The organism is Pseudoalteromonas haloplanktis ATCC 14393 (genome assembly GCF_000238355.1).
Classification (GTDB): Bacteria; Pseudomonadota; Gammaproteobacteria; order Enterobacterales; family Alteromonadaceae; genus Pseudoalteromonas; species Pseudoalteromonas haloplanktis.
Genome location: NZ_AHCA01000006.1, coordinates 147,101 through 162,725, shown reverse-complemented (window position 1 = coordinate 162,725; position 15,625 = coordinate 147,101). Strand labels below are relative to the sequence as shown.

Here is a 15,625-nt window from a genome sequence, read left to right as displayed (position 1 = left end):
TCACTCAAATAAAAACCATGACCTACCTGTTTGCAACCACCCTACTATGGGCTTTTTCATTTAGTTTAATTGGCGTGTATTTAGCAGGCCAAGTTGATGCTTGGTTTAGCGTTTTAATGCGTGTTGCTTTAGCAACCCTCGTGTTTTTACCCTTTATAAAATACCGTGGTATAGCGCCAAAACTCATTGCTAAATTGATGTTGATTGGTGCGGTGCAACTGGGTGCTATGTATGGTTTTTATTACCATTCATTTTTATACCTTAGCGTGCCTGAAGTACTGTTATTTACGGTAATGACGCCACTGTATATTGCGCTATTAAACGATGTGATTGAACAACGTTTTAATCCACAGTTTTTATTTGTGGCCCTATTGGCAATAGTTGGCGCTGTAGCTATTCGTTACCAAGGTATTGATGAAAACTTTTTGACAGGGCTACTACTGGTGCAAGCCGCCAACCTGTGTTTTGCCACAGGACAAGTGACCTACAAACGTTTAATGGCAAACCGAAATATCCCGCAGCAAAGCGTGTTTGGCTGGTTTTTTGTCGGCGCTTTAATTGTTGCTAGCATCTGTTTTTTATTATTTGGTGATACAACTAAACTTCCAACTACAACAACCCAATGGGGTATCCTTATTTACCTTGGTAGCATTGCATCGGGTTTAGGCTATTTTGCTTGGAATAAAGGCGCTACACAGGTCAATGTAGGCGGCCTTGCGGTGATGAATAATTTGCTGATCCCTGCGGGTATTTTAGTTAATGTGGTTATTTGGAATCGCGATGCCGATCTTGTAAAACTGAGTATTGGTGGCGCTATTATTGTTTTAGCACTGCTGTTAAATCAGTACCTTAATAGAAATGCCATAAATAAAGCCTAAACTAATGCAAACAAATGTGAGGGTGTTATGAAATTACTAGTTTGTACATTACTGATTATATTACTAAGCGCCTGTAGCCAAACGCCACAAAGTAGTACTGTTCAAGTTGGCACTCGGCCTTATTATCTTATTAACACTATGCAGCCCAGCGCGCTGAAAACGCAATTACAAGCATGCAGCGAAGGACCTTTTTATCGTACAGACTTTGCCATTGGTCACCGTGGTGCGCCAATGCAGTACCCTGAGCACACTAAAGAGTCATACCTTGCAGCAGCGCGTATGGGCGCAGGTGTTTTAGAGTGCGATGTGGCCTTTACTAAAGACCAAGAACTGGTTTGCCGCCACTCTCAATGTGATTTACACACCACCACTAATATTTTAGCGGTGCCAGAGCTTGCTGCTAAATGCAGCGTGCCATTTAAGCCTGCAAAAAACGGCCAACTGGCTCAAGCAAAATGCTGTACCAGCGATATCACCCTTGCCGAATTTTTAACCCTAAAAGGCAAGATGGATGGCGCAAACAACCAAGCAATAACAGTTGATGAATATTTAAATGGCACGCCTAATTGGCGCACCGACTTATACGCTAGCAATGGCACATTAATGAGCCACAAACAAAGTATTGCCTTGTTTAAGCAATTAGGCGTAAAAATGACTCCTGAGCTCAAAGCACCGCAAGTAAGCATGCCGTTTAATGGTTTTACTCAAGCGCAATATGCACAAAAAATGCTCGATGAATACACAGAGCAAAATGTACCGAATGAGCGCGTTTATCCACAATCATTTAATCTTGCTGACGTAAAGTACTGGATAGAGCAAAACCCGGAGTTTGCTAATAACAGTGTTTACTTAGATGGCCGCGACGAAACATCACAACTTGACCCAAATGATCCTGATACGTGGCAACCTAGCATGACCGCGCTTTATAACGATGGTGTACGCATTCTTGCTCCCCCTATTTGGATGTTGTTAGCCGTTGATGAGTATAACAATATTGTGCCATCGCAATATGCGTTAGCCGCCAAAGCAGCTGGACTAAAGTTGATTGCTTGGAGCCTTGAGCGCTCTGGGCCGCTTGTCAATGGCGGCGGTTATTACTACCAATCAGTCAGTGAAGTGATCAATAACGATGGCGACATGATGAAGGTGGTTGATGTGCTAGCCAAAGATGTCGGCGTGATGGCGATTTTCTCAGACTGGCCAGCGACTGTCAGTTACTACGCCAGCTGTAACAACATGCCTGCGAGTATCTAAAGTTAGATTTTTTCAATTCAGATCACTCGTTTAGCACTGAGCGCTAGGTTATGATGAGCTTTTTTAGAATAAAGGCTCATTATGATCATTTCGCACCAAAGCCATGATATCGCAACTGCAACGGGTACTATGCGTACCAGCGTTTACCGCCCTCAAGCGGATGGACAGTTTCCCGCGATTATTTTTTACTCTGAAATTTTCCAACAAACTGCGCCAATAGCACGCAGTGCCGCTATTTTAGCAGGCCATGGTTTTGTGGTGCTGGTGCCTGAAGTGTTTCATGAACTAAACCCTATTGGCACTGTGTTGGCCTACGATGACGCAGGTAAAGACAAAGGCAATGCCGATAAATGGGCAAAGCCCCTTGAATCCCACGACAGCGACACCCAAGCATTAATCGATTTTGCCCAAACGCAAAGTTATTGCACCGGCTCAGTGGGTGCTATGGGTGTGTGTATTGGTGGTCACTTAGCTTATCGCGCGGCGTTAAACCCAGCAATAAAAGCGGCATTTTGCTTATACGCCACCGATATTCATAGCGATACACTCCCAGCACAAGCTGGTAATAACTCGTTTGAACGCATGGCCGATATTCAAGGTGAAATTCACTTTATTTGGGGTAAGCAAGACCCGCATGTACCACAAGAAGGCCGCGCCAAAATTTATCAACACGTTGTAGCCACAGGCATAAACTACCAATGGCAAGAAGTAAACGCGCAACATGCATTTATGCGCGATGAAGGAGATCGTTACGATCCAGCCCTTGCTATTGCTATGTACCAACAAGCTGTGGCGTTATTTAGCCGGACTTTGTAAAGTTAATTCTTTTTAAGCATACCCAATGCGGTATGCTTTTTTATAAAGTAATTTTTTAAGTAATCAATAAATAATCGCAGCTTTTTAGATCCCGCGCCACCTGGTGGAAATACGCCATAAAGTTCAATGTCTTTACTTTTATAATCATCTAAGACTATTTCGAGTGAACCCGCCTGCACTTTAGGCCAAGCATCATAAAGAGGAATGCGCCCGATGCCATGTCCTGCCTCAACAAAAGCGGTACGTGCTGCGGCATTATTGGTACTTAAATCACCTTTCATAGTCAGGCTGTATTTTTTACCATTTTTTTGCAAGGTTAATGTTTTACTGCCGAGTTGATATACCACCCATTTATGCGCTTGCAGTTGCTCTGGCGTTTTTGGCTTACCAAAGTGCGCAAAATAATCTGGTGACCCACAAATACAGGTACTCATTACAGTTAGCTTTGTGGCGTGTAAGTTTGAATCATCAAGTGCCACGCCACGTATCGCAAAATCAAAACCATTTTTAATAATATCAATAACTTCATCGTTGAGTTGTAAATCAATATCAATTTTAGGGTACTGGCGCTTAAAATCGTTGATAGCAGGAACTATAAGCTGCATGCCGACATTCACCGGGCAGCTTATTTTTAACAACCCCTGAGGCTCATTTTTAATATTCTCAATTTGTTGATTAGCGGCATTTGCTTGCTCAGTAATAACTCGGCACCGCTCATAGTAGGCAATTCCCGCTTCAGTTAACGCCATGGTTCGGGTTGAGCGATTTAATAAGCTGACTTCAAGTTGGGTTTCAAGCTTTTTTAAGTGATAACTTGCTACCGCGCGCGTTAACCCCAGCTGTTTTGCTGCCGCCGTTAAACTGCCCTGCTCAACAATTTGTGCAAACACCACCATACTTTTTAGCTGTTCAAACGAAACCTTCATACCAACTCCTAAATTCAACCGCACAATTGTATCAATTTTTAAATCAATAAAGTCAAATTTATCATCGTTGTTTAAAGTTATCTTAATGCATATAGTAATTACAGATACACTTAACAATTTAATTCATCAGAAGGAATATGGTTATGGCTAAAAAAATACTTATGGTTCTCACCTCTCATGCTGAACTTGGCGATACAGGCCATAAAACGGGCTTTTGGGTCGAAGAATTTGCCGCCCCGTATTACGCATTTATTGATGCCGGTGCCGAAGTTACCCTTGCATCAGTAAAAGGCGGACAACCACCGATCGATCCTAATAGCGCCGCACCGGATGCTGCAACCGAGGCCACGAAACGCTTTGATAACGACAGTGCAGCACAAACACTGATGGCCAATACCAAAGCACTTAGCGATGTAAATGCCAGTGATTTTGACGCTGTATTTTACCCAGGCGGTCACGGTCCATTATGGGATTTGGTTGACAATGCTGACTCAATTGCACTGATTGAAGACTTTATCAATACGCAAAAACCTGTTGCAGGTGTGTGCCATGCAAGTGCAGTATTTTTGAATGCGAAGAACTCAGATGGCACAGCACTTGTGGCAGGCAAAAAAGTCACCGGCTTTAGTAATAGTGAAGAAGCCGCCGTGCAACTGACTGATATAGTGCCTTTACTCGTTGAAGACGAACTGATTAAAAAAGGTGGCGACTATCAAAAAACCGATGATTGGGGCGTACTCGCATTAGAAGATGGTTTACTGATCACAGGTCAAAACCCTGCCAGCTCCGAACTTGCCGCTAAAAAGCTACTTACTAAATTAGGCTAAACCTATATTTGCTAAAGCCTTGCCCACTGGGTAAGGCTTTTCATTTAAGTATTAAGATAGGTATACTCACCCACACTCACTTTCAATTTAAGCTTATGTATGGCAAATCAAAAAAGTTCTTTAAGCATCCCACCGCTCACCAGTAAACGCTTTACAATCATTGGCATTATTTTACTGTGTGCCTTATTACAAGTAATTAATAGCTTACCCGGTATTAACCTAAATGGCCTAGGTATATTCCCACGTAATTTAAGCGGCTTAAGCGGGATTTTCTTCGCGCCGTTTTTACATGGTGGCTGGGCACATTTGATCAGTAATTTAATCCCATTCGCAGTACTTGGCTGGCTGGTTTGCCAGTACAGTGTAAAACGCTTTTGGCTGGTGTTTATTTTCACTGCAATTGTAGGTGGCTTATTAGTTTGGCTATTTGGCCGTAGTAATATTCATGTTGGGCTAAGTGGCGTACTTTATGGTTTATGGGGCTTTTTGATTTGTTACGGCATTATGCATCGCTCATTTAAAGCCATCGCGATTAGTGTTGTGGTGGTATTTTTATACAGTGGCTTAATTTGGGGTGTACTACCACAGCGCCCCCATGTGTCATTTGAAAGCCACTTTTTTGGCGCACTAGCAGGGATTATTATCGGCTATTTATTAGCAAAAAAAGATAAGAAAAACGAAGCATATAAATTGTAAAGTTAGTGATGCGCAAGATAAAGCAACGCACCCTAACAATATAAAAATGTGGTGGCTTAACAGCGCAGCGTTAAGGTGATCATTACCACGCCATGGTCAGTACTTTGGTCGTCACGCTCAAACTCAGGGTTGATCAAGTGACGGTCATAAGTATGGTGTTCACTCACCTCATAAAAGCTATCGTCGTAACTTGCATCAAACTCACAAGATAACAAAATATAATCTAGTACTGAGCTGCTGGCGCCAAAATAATGGGTTGGCGTGCGTTTAAGCTCGACTGTTTGTTGATTTTGCTCTGGATCGCTTAGCCGCGACTTTATAAATAAATCCCACGCATCGTTTAAGCAATATTTTGCAAGGTAGGTTTTACTGTCAAACGCTGGGGCAAAACGCAGTGAATCGGTGAGTAAGTGGCTCAATACGCCATCGATTAAATTATTATTAAAATCCCCCATTAGCAGCATAGGGTTTTGTGTGTCTTCGCGCCGCTTAATCATTTCAAGCATCAATAAGGTTGCTTCGCTGCCGCGCTGAATCGTAGAGCCCCAGCCACCAGCAATATCTGCTTTTAAGTGGGCAATAATATTCTGCTCTGGTGCTAATTGGTTGTTTTGCTCAACTTCGAGCAACGGCCGTTTAGATTTAAAATGCACCACATAACAATCAACATCGCCAATATGCGGCATAATAAGTGTGGCCCTGAGCACTTTACGGCTAAACGTAAAGTCAGCGCTAAGCCCCATTATGTGCGCAAGCTCTGCGTCATGTTGTACAGCAGCCACTTCGCTAATTGCAAAACGAGAAGCTATCGCCACCACCGGACGTTTATAAATAAACTCATCAATCACTTGTGGCTCATCAACCACCGCAAAGTAGTGATAACCTGCTTTATGTAATAGTGCTTTTAGTGACTCAATGCTAAATACTTCTTGAAAGCCAATTACATCAGGCTGAAACTCAGTTAAGTAATCAACTATCCAGCGCTGCTTTTTAGCCCACTGCTGCGCACTATAAATACGCTCAAATTCATAAAACGCATTAGGCGGCTCAAGGTAATTAAATAAGTTAAATGTGGCAATTTTTAATTGGCTATTTTCGACCTCTACTGGCTCAATCGCTGTCGTGGGATCTGCGGTAAGTTGCGATTGTTGGTGTGCAACATGATTAGTGATAACAAAAATCCTACTTAATTATACAAAGCCAAAATTACCGCAAAACCAACAACTTCGCCAAGCCGTCTGTTGTAAATGCAAATTAGCAAGGCGAGCAATGTTTATTTGAATATAACGTCAGCCCAGCTTGTTTATTATTGCATCGCAGGCATTTTCAATTAAATCGAGGACCTGTTCAAAACCTTGTTCGCCGCCGTAGTAAGGATCGGGAATTTCATCAATTGCAGATGAGCCATAACTTAAAAACAGCGCAAGTTTATACTGTAAGTGTGCCGGACATTGCGCCACTAAGTCTGCAAGGTTTTGTTTATCAGCCGCTAAAATCAAGTCAAAATATTCAAAGTCATGTTGCTGTACTTGACGAGCACGGATCCCTTTAAAACTGTAATTACGTTTTAAAGCCGCAGCTTGTGATCGTTTATCTGGAGGATTGCCACAGTGATAAGCCGCCGTCCCAGCAGAATCTATTTCAAGAGTCACCCCTTGCTGCATCGCTTTAGCACGAAGCATAGCTTCAGCTGTTGGTGAACGACAAATATTACCTAAACACACCACCAATATTTTTTTCATTGTTAAACCTTAGTAAGCTCCATGTCTCTAGCTTTACTCAAAATACTTATTATTGCCAGCCCTGTAACCAACGTTGCTGATCTTTTAAATCCCGCCAATCAATTGCAACTTGGCGCTTAGACATTACCGCTTCAATCACACAGCTTAAAACAATGCCTTCTTCATCAAAGTCCATTTCAATGATGATAAAATGCTTTTCTTTATTCACTGGTGAAACAGCAGTCCATTTACTGTTGAGCAATTTCTTAGGTGTTATTTTATTCATGAGCTGCGCTATAAGCTTTTTCAATAATTAATTGTATTTGTTATACGTTTATAGTGCTGGTTAAGTTTATGTTCGATAGATTATTTTAATACTGCTTTAAAATTGCTTCGTCGTAGTCATCTGCATTAAGCGTCACATTAAACTTAGCAGCCACACTATCAAGCTCCGCTTGTTTGATTGCCAGCTCATCCATGGTGATAGTGTTATCGTCTAACTGCCACAATAACCGTGAGCCGGCATAACTGTAATGAATCGCCAAAAGTGCTTGTGGATCCCCCTCACGACCTGCAGCTTTTAGCTTAGCCATTTTCCGAGTAATTTTATTAAGTGCTTGTTTTAACTCCCACACATACACAACCTCAGTCATGTAATCATGTGTGCGGTATTTATTCAGCGCCCAGCCAATACTAATACTGGTGATGATTACACCCAATAAATTCCAATGGAAATGACTGCCACTTTCATCTGGAAACAAGGCTATCAAAGATTGCGAAATAGCTAAACTGCCCGCGGCTAGTGCCAAACCACAGCCAATAATAACGCGGTTTAAATGCTTACGATAACGTGCTTTATCAATTTGAATAAGTTGCATAACTGCCTAATAAAATAAAAACCAAAATCCAGAGCCGCCATTGTAGCCAATGCAGGCAAACAATGACGAAACTTTTTTAAAACTTCTGATTAAACACCTGCATCTTAGGGGTTAACTATCAGCTCTTGCTCTTTAGGGTTGATATACTTTAAACCAATCGTAACAATGCGGGTATTCACCATAGTAATAACCCTTAGCTGCACATTATTGATCACCACAATCGCGCCTTTACATAGTGGCGGTGTTAATTTTTGATTAATTAGCTCTTCTAAACTGAGTTTTTCAGGCGCCTCTATTTTCATATTATACGAATAGAAAATATCGCCGACTAAAGTAACGCCTTTCACTCTTAACTCATTTTTAGCTAAATGGTTTTCTTGTTGATGTGTTGCATCTGTTGCAGCAAATACCAAATCCACAAAAGGTCGATTGTAAGGTTTGAGTACAACAAATAAGTGATCTTGTGATTTAAGTACTGTAGAGCCTCTAGGTGGAATAGTTGACGACCCTCGTGTGATCATTGCCACTACCACACTCTCCGGTAATGCCGCGCGAGATAAACGCCTGCCAACTACGCGCGAAGCATCACTTAGCGTATACTCTACAATTTCTATATCTATTTCATTTAAAGCGGTAATCTCAAGTTTAGCGGCGGCTACAACAGGTGGCGGCTCAACCAACCCTAACTTTTTCGCAATCCAAGGCATGCTAGCCCCTTGTAGGGTTGCTGAAATTAACACCACAAAAAATACTACATTAAAAATAAGCTCCGCGCCCGGCAGACCAAAAAGCAGGGGGAATATTGCTAAAATGATAGGCACAGATCCCCGTAATCCTACCCAAGACACAAACATGGTTTCTCGATTATTAAAGCCAAATAACTTTAAAATTGGCGCTACAGCCAGAGGTCTTGCAATAAAAATTAACGCAAACGCTATAAATAACCCTTCTAACCATACATCCAATAATGAAGATGGATTAATCAATAATCCTAACACCACAAACATGGTAATTTGACCTAACCACGCTAAACCATCATGAAATAGAAAAATACTGCGTTTATATACAAACTCACTATTACCTAAAATAACACCCGTAATAAACACAGCTAAAAAGCCGCTACCGCCTAATGAGGCAGATAAACCAAATGATAACAAACCAAAAGCTGTTACCATCACTAAATACAAACCTGATGTATTTAGCTTAATGCGATTGATAAACCAAGTCGCCAGTTTACCAATTAACACACCACACAGCGCACCTACCCCCATTTGCTGCACAAATAACAACAGCAAGTCGCCTCCAAACGTCATTTTGTTAACTAACACCTCTAACAAGCCAACAGTTAAAAAGATAGCCATAGGGTCATTGGAGGCACTTTCTATTTCGAGGGTAGACTTAAGCTTTTTATTTAAATGAATGCCCGCACTTCGCAACAAGGCAAAAACGGCAGCCGCATCAGTAGAGCCAACAATTGCCCCTAACAAAATACCTTGCAGCACAGGAAGGTCTAAAATATAGGTTGCCACAGCACCGGTTATCACTGCGGTCAGTAACACGCCCACAGTCGCTAAAGCTGATGCGGGTTTCCAGACTTGTTTAATCGAGCTGATCGGAGTTTGCAATCCCCCATCGAACAAAATAATAGCAAGCGCTAACGTACCTAAAGCGTGCGCAGCCTCGGCATTATCAAATGAAATACCGGCAATACCGTCTTCACCAGCAAGCATGCCGACTAATAAAAACAGCACCAGCACAGGTAAGCCGACACGTGCAGATAACTTGCTCGATATCACACCAAAAAGAATCAAAATGGCACTAACAAGAATGATATTGTCAATTACAAACATACGATGAATTTACAACCTTACATAAATGGAAAATTAAAATAGCCAACTAAAAATGATTTGAAAGTCCAGTGCATACAATAACTCAAAAAGCGTCCATTATTTTAATTTATTTATAAATAAAACGCGTATTTGTTTTTTGAGGTCAATGAAAACAATGAAAAAATACAATTACAACTCGCTAGTCACTATAAATTCCTCCTTGTTGATAACGCCACTTTGCAGCGCAATTAAATTTTTTAAAATATTTCACCCCTTTTATATTTACCGCACGTTTTAAAGATAAATACATCATAAGTGACTTAAGGATTTGCTCATGCAAACAGTCGATTTACCACACACTCACCATACATTAAAAACATCCACTGCCATCGTTGGTGGTGCCGCAATGACATTTGCTGCATTTGCATTTATGCAATATTTGATCAGTGGCGAGCAACGCGCAGCAAACATTTCCGGTGACAACATTATTGTAGAAATATTCCAAGCCCCAGAGGACTCTAAGGTACAACAAAAGCAAACCCTGCCACCGCCGCCGAAAATGCAAACACCACCAAAAGTGCCCCCGCGTACACCGCCAAGCACAGATACCAATATAATAACCACCGCAATAACACCGGATATCAGCATTGGTGAAATAGGCACAGGTATACAAGCAAACTTACAACGCCCTACAGGGGATGCCACCCCAATAGTGCGTATAAATCCTAAATATCCACCGATTGCCGCGCGAGAAGGCATTGAAGGCTGGGTACAATTAAGCTTTAATGTGTCTCAGACAGGTGAAGTAATTGATGCACAAGTCACAAACGCAGAACCAAAACGCATATTCGACCGTGAAGCACTACGGGCAATAAAGCGCTGGAAATACCGCCCAAAAGTGATTGATGGCGTAGCACAAATACAAACGGGGCAAAGCGTACAACTTGATTTTAAGTTAGACCAAACGCAATAAGGGTGCCTATGCTTACAAGCTTAAAATCATGGTTTATCAGTCAGCCAAGCGACGATTACTTGGCTGACTACGCAAAAAGTGGCGACAACCGTCACTTAACTAAACTCGTCACCTTGTTTGGCAACGATTTGTATCATTACTTAGTCACCCAAAGTAACGAGCAACTCGCCTTTGATATCAGCCAGCAAACCTGGTTAAAAGTGATGGAAAAACGCCACCACTATCAAGGTCAAAACAACCCAAAAGCCTGGCTGTTTCGCCTTGCCCGCAATGCGTTGATTGATGAATATCGTAAACAACAGCGCTTTGTTGAACTAGAAGACGACACCGCGATAGCCCCACTGAGAACTGAGCAAAAATTTGATTATGCCGCTTTTGATAAAGCGTTAATGCAACTGAGCTTTGTACAACGCGAAGCACTCAGCCTGCAACAAGAAGGCTTTTCGCTTGAAGACATACAACAGATCACGCAAAGCAATCATGAAACCGTAAAAACGCGGCTACGTTATGCAAAACAGAACTTAAAAACATTATTGGGAGGCTTTGATGAAAAAGCATAACGAGCAGTTTGAGCAACAACTTGAACAGCATTTTAGTGAACGTAAAAAACGCCACACGCTTACGCCCGAGCAACAGGCAATGTTTACTAAAATACCCAATGAAAACGCCAATAAGCAACCAGCAAAATTTTTATTGCCCCTACAAATGACCGGCCTCGCCTGCGCATTAGTGGTACTAGGCTTTACCATGTTTACCACAACAGATAACAACACAGATAACACCGCGGAACAACTCACACTTAACAGCACCTTTATCGCTCAGCAAAACAATTACCACTTTATAGAGGTTCACCAAGTAGATAATGCTGGCAGTTATTCAAGTGAAATAACAAGCCAAAAACAACAACTCGACAACAAGCTCGCCGCCGACCTGCGCCTACACCAACAGCGCTATATTGAATACGGCCAATTAGTTAAAGTAGACAACGACTGGTACATCGCCAGCTGCCACAGCGAAGTCCTCATTCAAATAAAAGACTCGTTATTGAATAGCTTAAAAACCAAACACGCCGTAGCAAGTGATATTGTAAAAGGCGACATGCTCGCCATGGCCCACAACAGCCAAGGCCAGATTATTGCACTCAAGCATGCAGGAGATGGGGTTAAGATGTGTAGGGGGTGATTTTTACCACTGAGGCCAGAGGCCACAGAGGCGCTGCGCGCTACACAAAAGAGAAACGCAAAGGCCGGTAGCAGCCGCCCCTTGGTTGCTGCCAGCAACCTAAACCTTGAATAAGGTTTTTAATGTAGGTCGCGGATTTATCCCGACAATATGTGTGAAAAGTTAGCAGCAAAAAACATCAGCTACAGTGATACAACTTTTGGGCTAAAGCCCAACCTACAAAATGCATGCGCCAGCAAGCTCAGCGCCTACGGTGGTTAACCCTTACATTGGAGTTAAACCCTGCGTGGCTGAAGCCTGCTCCTACAACAATAACTAACCTCAGTGTAGCGAAGCGCTTCTGCGCCTTCCGTGGTGAAATTCACTTTCTCGCCCTAAAGGGCGACCTACAATTTAAACCAAGCTACAAACACACGCGCTAGCAAGCTCAGCGCCTACGACTAATCCGTAGCTCGTCGCCCGCCGCACAAAGCCATCGTTTTTCATTCTCGGTGCAGCGAAGCGCCTCTGTGCCCTCTGTGGTGAAATTCACTTTCTCGCCCTAAAGAACGACCTACAATTTAAACCAAGCTACAAACACACGCGTTAGCAAGCTCAGCGCCTACGACTGATCCGTAGCTCGTCGCCCGCCGCACGAAGCCATCGTTTTTCATTCGCGGTTGAAGCTACTACCAACAGCACCAGCGTATTAACCCCGTCATTTATCTTACATTTCCAGTAGATAGTCGCACTTTAGTAAATGTTCATAACAATTTCACTTATAACACGCTAGGCTAATGTCATCGTGTTTAATAAATTGGAGTTACCATGAAAAAGTCTTTTTGTAGCAGTTTAGTCGTCACTCTTCTCAGTGTAACCAGTTTGCAAGCGTGTGCGCAGCAACTTGAACAAGAAATTCCTGTCGCTAAAAGCGCTGATAAGTATCAGCTTGAGTTAGTGGCCAAAGGCGTGCAAATCCCGTGGGGAATGGCGTGGCTTAACGAGCAAGATTTATTGGTAACAGACCGTGCAGGTGAACTTAGGCTCATTCGTGGTGGTAAATTGCTAGAGCAAAAAATCTCTGGTGTGCCAAAAGTGCATGCTGAGGGTCAAGGTGGCTTATTAGATATTGAGCTTGATCCTAATTTTAAAGACAATGGCTGGATTTACTTTTCATACTCTGGTTATGAAGGTGATGAAGAAGGCTATAATACCTCAATCATGCGTGCACGGTTAAAAGATATGGCACTCGTCGATACGCAATTATTATTCGACGGTACACCAAACACTACCACCACTAAACACTATGGATCGCGCATTGAGTTTGATAAAGATGGCTATTTGTTCTTTTCGATTGGCGATCGTGGCGCACGTGATGTTCACCCACAAAGCTTAGAGTATGACGCAGGTAAAATTCATCGCATTAATAGCGATGGCTCAATTCCTGAATCAAACCCATTTGTAAATAAGCCAAACGCACGTAAAAGTATTTATTCGTATGGTCACCGCAACCCGCAAGGTATGGCGATGCACCCACAGACTGGGGCAATTTGGAGCCATGAGCATGGCCCGCGTGGTGGCGATGAAATCAATATTATTAAAGCGGGTGCAAACTACGGCTGGCCAGAAGTAACCCACGGTATTAACTACATCGGCACAAAAATCACCGACGAAACCAGCCGTGAAGGCATGGAGCAACCTGATTGGGTGTGGGTGCCGTCTATCGCACCTTCTGGGATGGAGTTTGTAACAAGTAGCAAATACCCGCAGTGGCAAGGTCACGTACTTGTTGGTGCAATGAAATTTGCTCATTTAGTGTTAGTTGAGCTCGATGGCAACAAAGTAACGGGCCACAGTAAACTGTTTGAAGGCGCTGGCCGCGTGCGCAGTATTGCCACTCACCCGAATGGTGATATATATCTGGGCATTGACGGTATGGGTATTTATAAGGTTGTACCTAAATAGTAGGTTGGTAGAGCAAAGCAAAACAATTTAGCGAGTCACAAGGGGAAAGAGTAAAGGGGCTTTAAGCTGTAAGTCATAAGCTTTAAGTCGTTGGTGCATACTCGCTGCTGAGGTGAATCAGATACTGTAGGCGTGAAATTTATTTCGCTTGAAGGTTTCAATCCATACTCTTTTAGGTCGGACTTTAGTCCGTAACTTTGTAAGTGATTCGACATGTGTCGCCATAAATGACGACCTACGTAACAAGCAATAAAAAAACCACAGACTTCTCTGTGGTTTTTTACTTACAGCTTAAAACTAGTATTTATAAAACAATAATGCTTGTAATGAGGTAGGCCACAAATGTTAAACCGCCGGCAAACAGTGCATACGGCATTTGCGTTTTAACGTGCGTAAGTAAATCACACCCTGAGGCAATTGCAGACACAGCACTGGTGTCGGATATAGGTGAACAGTGATCACCAAATACGCCGCCACCTAAAATAGCCGCAATTACTAATGAAGGTGGTAAACCAAGCGCTTGAATTAGCGGCACACCAATTGGGATAAGTATTGCAAAGGTGCCCCATGATGTCCCTGTGGTGAAAGAGATCACCGCGCCTGTTACAAATAACACTGGTACCACTAGGTAGATAGGTAAGTAATCACCCACTAGCCCTGCTACAAATACACCAGTACCTAAGTCTTTTAAGCTTGCGCCTAAAGTCAGTGAAAGCAATACAATGGCAACTAATGGCAGTAATTCACCCATGCCTTTAAAGCCAATATCCACCAGCTTATGATGAGTAAACTGGCGAGAAGTCACCATTAGAAAGTAGGCCACAACACAGGCTAAAATGGTTGCATACAATACTGATTTAGAACCACTACCACTGGCAATATCGCCATCACCAGACCAATACATAAAGCCAACCATGCTGCCGATCAACGTAAGTAAAGGAACCAACATAAAACGTGCTTTAGTGCCTTTTACTTCTTCTTGTAGCTCTGTTTTTTGGTGTTCTAATTGTTCTTCTGCTTTTTTAAGTGGGCCATGCACTTTATCAAATGAAATAGTATAAAACACAATCAGTAAGGTAATAATGGCGTAAAAGTTATAGCCGATACTGCCCCATAACACCGACACTGCCGATTCTGACATTTCATAGTTACCTAGTAAGCCGAGCACGTAAGCGCCCCAGCCATTGAGTAAAATTAAGATACACACTGGCGCACTGGTACTATCAATAATGTACGCAAGGCGCGCTCGGCTCATTTTAAATTTATCAAATAACCCACGGGATAAAATACCCGCGGTAAGTACACTTAAGTTAGATTCAATAAATACCGCAATACCCGAGAACATAGTTAAAAAACCAACTTGGCGTTTACTTTTTGCCACGCCTTTGTTCATCAACATATTAACTGTTGCTGCTACACCACCTGATTCACGAATGTAAGCAAGTAATGCCCCGATCAAAATACTAAAGATCAGGATACGGCTATTACCCGGTGAGCTTGCAACACTGACTACGCGTTCAATGGTATTTATAAATGTATTAAAAAGCGTGTTGCCATCACCTTGCAGTGCTAACAAAAATTCAGAAGAAGCAACCGCGACAAGTAGCGCCATTATTACTTCTTTACGCCAAAACACGATTAAAATCGCAATTAGCGGCGGTAAAATTGAATACCAAGACATACAGTAACCTTTTATGTAGC

Annotated in this window: 16 protein-coding genes; 9 read left to right on the top strand and 7 right to left on the bottom strand. The window is 42.4% G+C overall.

The genetic code is table 11. From position 1 onward, the window contains the following. The first annotated feature begins 17 nt into the window (after window positions 1-17). The 3 genes from PHAL_RS0112955 (at window position 18) to PHAL_RS0112945 (ending at window position 2,948) form a co-directional block, all read left to right on the top strand. Complete coding sequence (locus tag PHAL_RS0112955; RefSeq protein WP_016708844.1) at window positions 18-878, top strand: carboxylate/amino acid/amine transporter; 861 nt, start codon at window positions 18-20, stop codon at window positions 876-878. 27 nt (window positions 879-905) lie between these two features. Then, window positions 906-2,132, top strand: a complete 1,227-nt coding sequence (locus PHAL_RS0112950; protein ID WP_016708843.1) for a glycerophosphodiester phosphodiesterase family protein — start codon at window positions 906-908, stop codon at window positions 2,130-2,132. 81 nt (window positions 2,133-2,213) lie between these two features. Next, window positions 2,214-2,948 (top strand): dienelactone hydrolase family protein, encoded by a 735-nt coding sequence (locus PHAL_RS0112945; RefSeq protein WP_016708842.1) that lies wholly within the window; start codon window positions 2,214-2,216, stop codon window positions 2,946-2,948. A 2-nt stretch (window positions 2,949-2,950) separates the two neighbouring features. Here PHAL_RS0112945 and PHAL_RS0112940 read toward each other — a convergent pair whose 3' ends face one another. After that, window positions 2,951-3,874: a LysR family transcriptional regulator gene (locus tag PHAL_RS0112940; RefSeq protein ID WP_016708841.1), complete on the bottom strand. Its 924-nt coding sequence runs from the start codon at window positions 3,872-3,874 to the stop codon at window positions 2,951-2,953. Window positions 3,875-4,017: 143 nt separating this feature from the next. Between PHAL_RS0112940 and PHAL_RS0112935 the strand changes: the two genes are divergently transcribed. Then, complete coding sequence (locus PHAL_RS0112935) at window positions 4,018-4,701, top strand: type 1 glutamine amidotransferase domain-containing protein (protein ID WP_016708840.1); 684 nt, start codon at window positions 4,018-4,020, stop codon at window positions 4,699-4,701. 99 nt (window positions 4,702-4,800) lie between these two features. After that, window positions 4,801-5,397, top strand: a complete 597-nt coding sequence (locus tag PHAL_RS0112930) for a rhomboid family intramembrane serine protease (RefSeq protein ID WP_016708839.1) — start codon at window positions 4,801-4,803, stop codon at window positions 5,395-5,397. A 56-nt stretch (window positions 5,398-5,453) separates the two neighbouring features. On the opposite strand, the gene PHAL_RS0112925 is transcribed toward PHAL_RS0112930, so the two are convergent. From PHAL_RS0112925 to PHAL_RS0112905, 5 genes are all read right to left on the bottom strand, one after another. Further along, window positions 5,454-6,512 carry an endonuclease/exonuclease/phosphatase family protein gene (locus PHAL_RS0112925; protein ID WP_050901585.1) on the bottom strand — a complete coding sequence of 353 codons (1,059 nt, stop codon included), beginning with the start codon at window positions 6,510-6,512 and terminating at the stop codon, window positions 5,454-5,456. Between the two features lie 174 nt (window positions 6,513-6,686). Then, window positions 6,687-7,139, bottom strand: coding sequence for a low molecular weight protein-tyrosine-phosphatase (locus PHAL_RS0112920; protein ID WP_016708837.1), 453 nt, complete (start codon window positions 7,137-7,139; stop codon window positions 6,687-6,689). Between the two features lie 49 nt (window positions 7,140-7,188). Then, window positions 7,189-7,404, bottom strand: coding sequence for a TIGR02450 family Trp-rich protein (locus PHAL_RS0112915; RefSeq protein ID WP_016708836.1), 216 nt, complete (start codon window positions 7,402-7,404; stop codon window positions 7,189-7,191). A gap of 85 nt (window positions 7,405-7,489) precedes the next feature. Next, a complete protein-coding gene (locus tag PHAL_RS0112910; protein WP_016708835.1) occupies window positions 7,490-7,996 on the bottom strand; it encodes a DUF3087 domain-containing protein in 507 nt (168 codons plus the stop codon). 104 nt (window positions 7,997-8,100) lie between these two features. Beyond that, window positions 8,101-9,846, bottom strand: a complete 1,746-nt coding sequence (locus tag PHAL_RS0112905; RefSeq protein ID WP_016708834.1) for a potassium/proton antiporter — start codon at window positions 9,844-9,846, stop codon at window positions 8,101-8,103. 313 nt (window positions 9,847-10,159) lie between these two features. Here PHAL_RS0112905 and PHAL_RS0112900 point away from each other — a divergent pair, with 313 nt between their 5' ends. The 4 genes from PHAL_RS0112900 (at window position 10,160) to PHAL_RS0112880 (ending at window position 13,924) form a co-directional block, all read left to right on the top strand. Beyond that, window positions 10,160-10,798 carry an energy transducer TonB gene (locus tag PHAL_RS0112900; protein ID WP_016708833.1) on the top strand — a complete coding sequence of 213 codons (639 nt, stop codon included), beginning with the start codon at window positions 10,160-10,162 and terminating at the stop codon, window positions 10,796-10,798. 8 nt (window positions 10,799-10,806) lie between these two features. Then, window positions 10,807-11,358, top strand: a complete 552-nt coding sequence (locus tag PHAL_RS0112895; RefSeq protein ID WP_016708832.1) for an RNA polymerase sigma factor — start codon at window positions 10,807-10,809, stop codon at window positions 11,356-11,358. Next, window positions 11,345-11,980: a hypothetical protein gene (locus tag PHAL_RS0112890; protein ID WP_016708831.1), complete on the top strand. Its 636-nt coding sequence runs from the start codon at window positions 11,345-11,347 to the stop codon at window positions 11,978-11,980. The genes PHAL_RS0112895 and PHAL_RS0112890 overlap by 14 nt, the downstream gene beginning before the upstream one ends. 807 nt (window positions 11,981-12,787) lie before the next feature. Beyond that, window positions 12,788-13,924 (top strand): PQQ-dependent sugar dehydrogenase, encoded by a 1,137-nt coding sequence (locus PHAL_RS0112880; protein ID WP_016708829.1) that lies wholly within the window; start codon window positions 12,788-12,790, stop codon window positions 13,922-13,924. A 304-nt stretch (window positions 13,925-14,228) separates the two neighbouring features. Here the strand turns inward: PHAL_RS0112880 and PHAL_RS0112875 are convergent, their stop codons facing one another. Then, entirely contained in the window at window positions 14,229-15,605 is a 1,377-nt protein-coding gene (locus tag PHAL_RS0112875; RefSeq protein ID WP_016708828.1) for a Na+/H+ antiporter NhaC family protein, read from the bottom strand. Window positions 15,606-15,625: the final 20 nt, after the last annotated feature.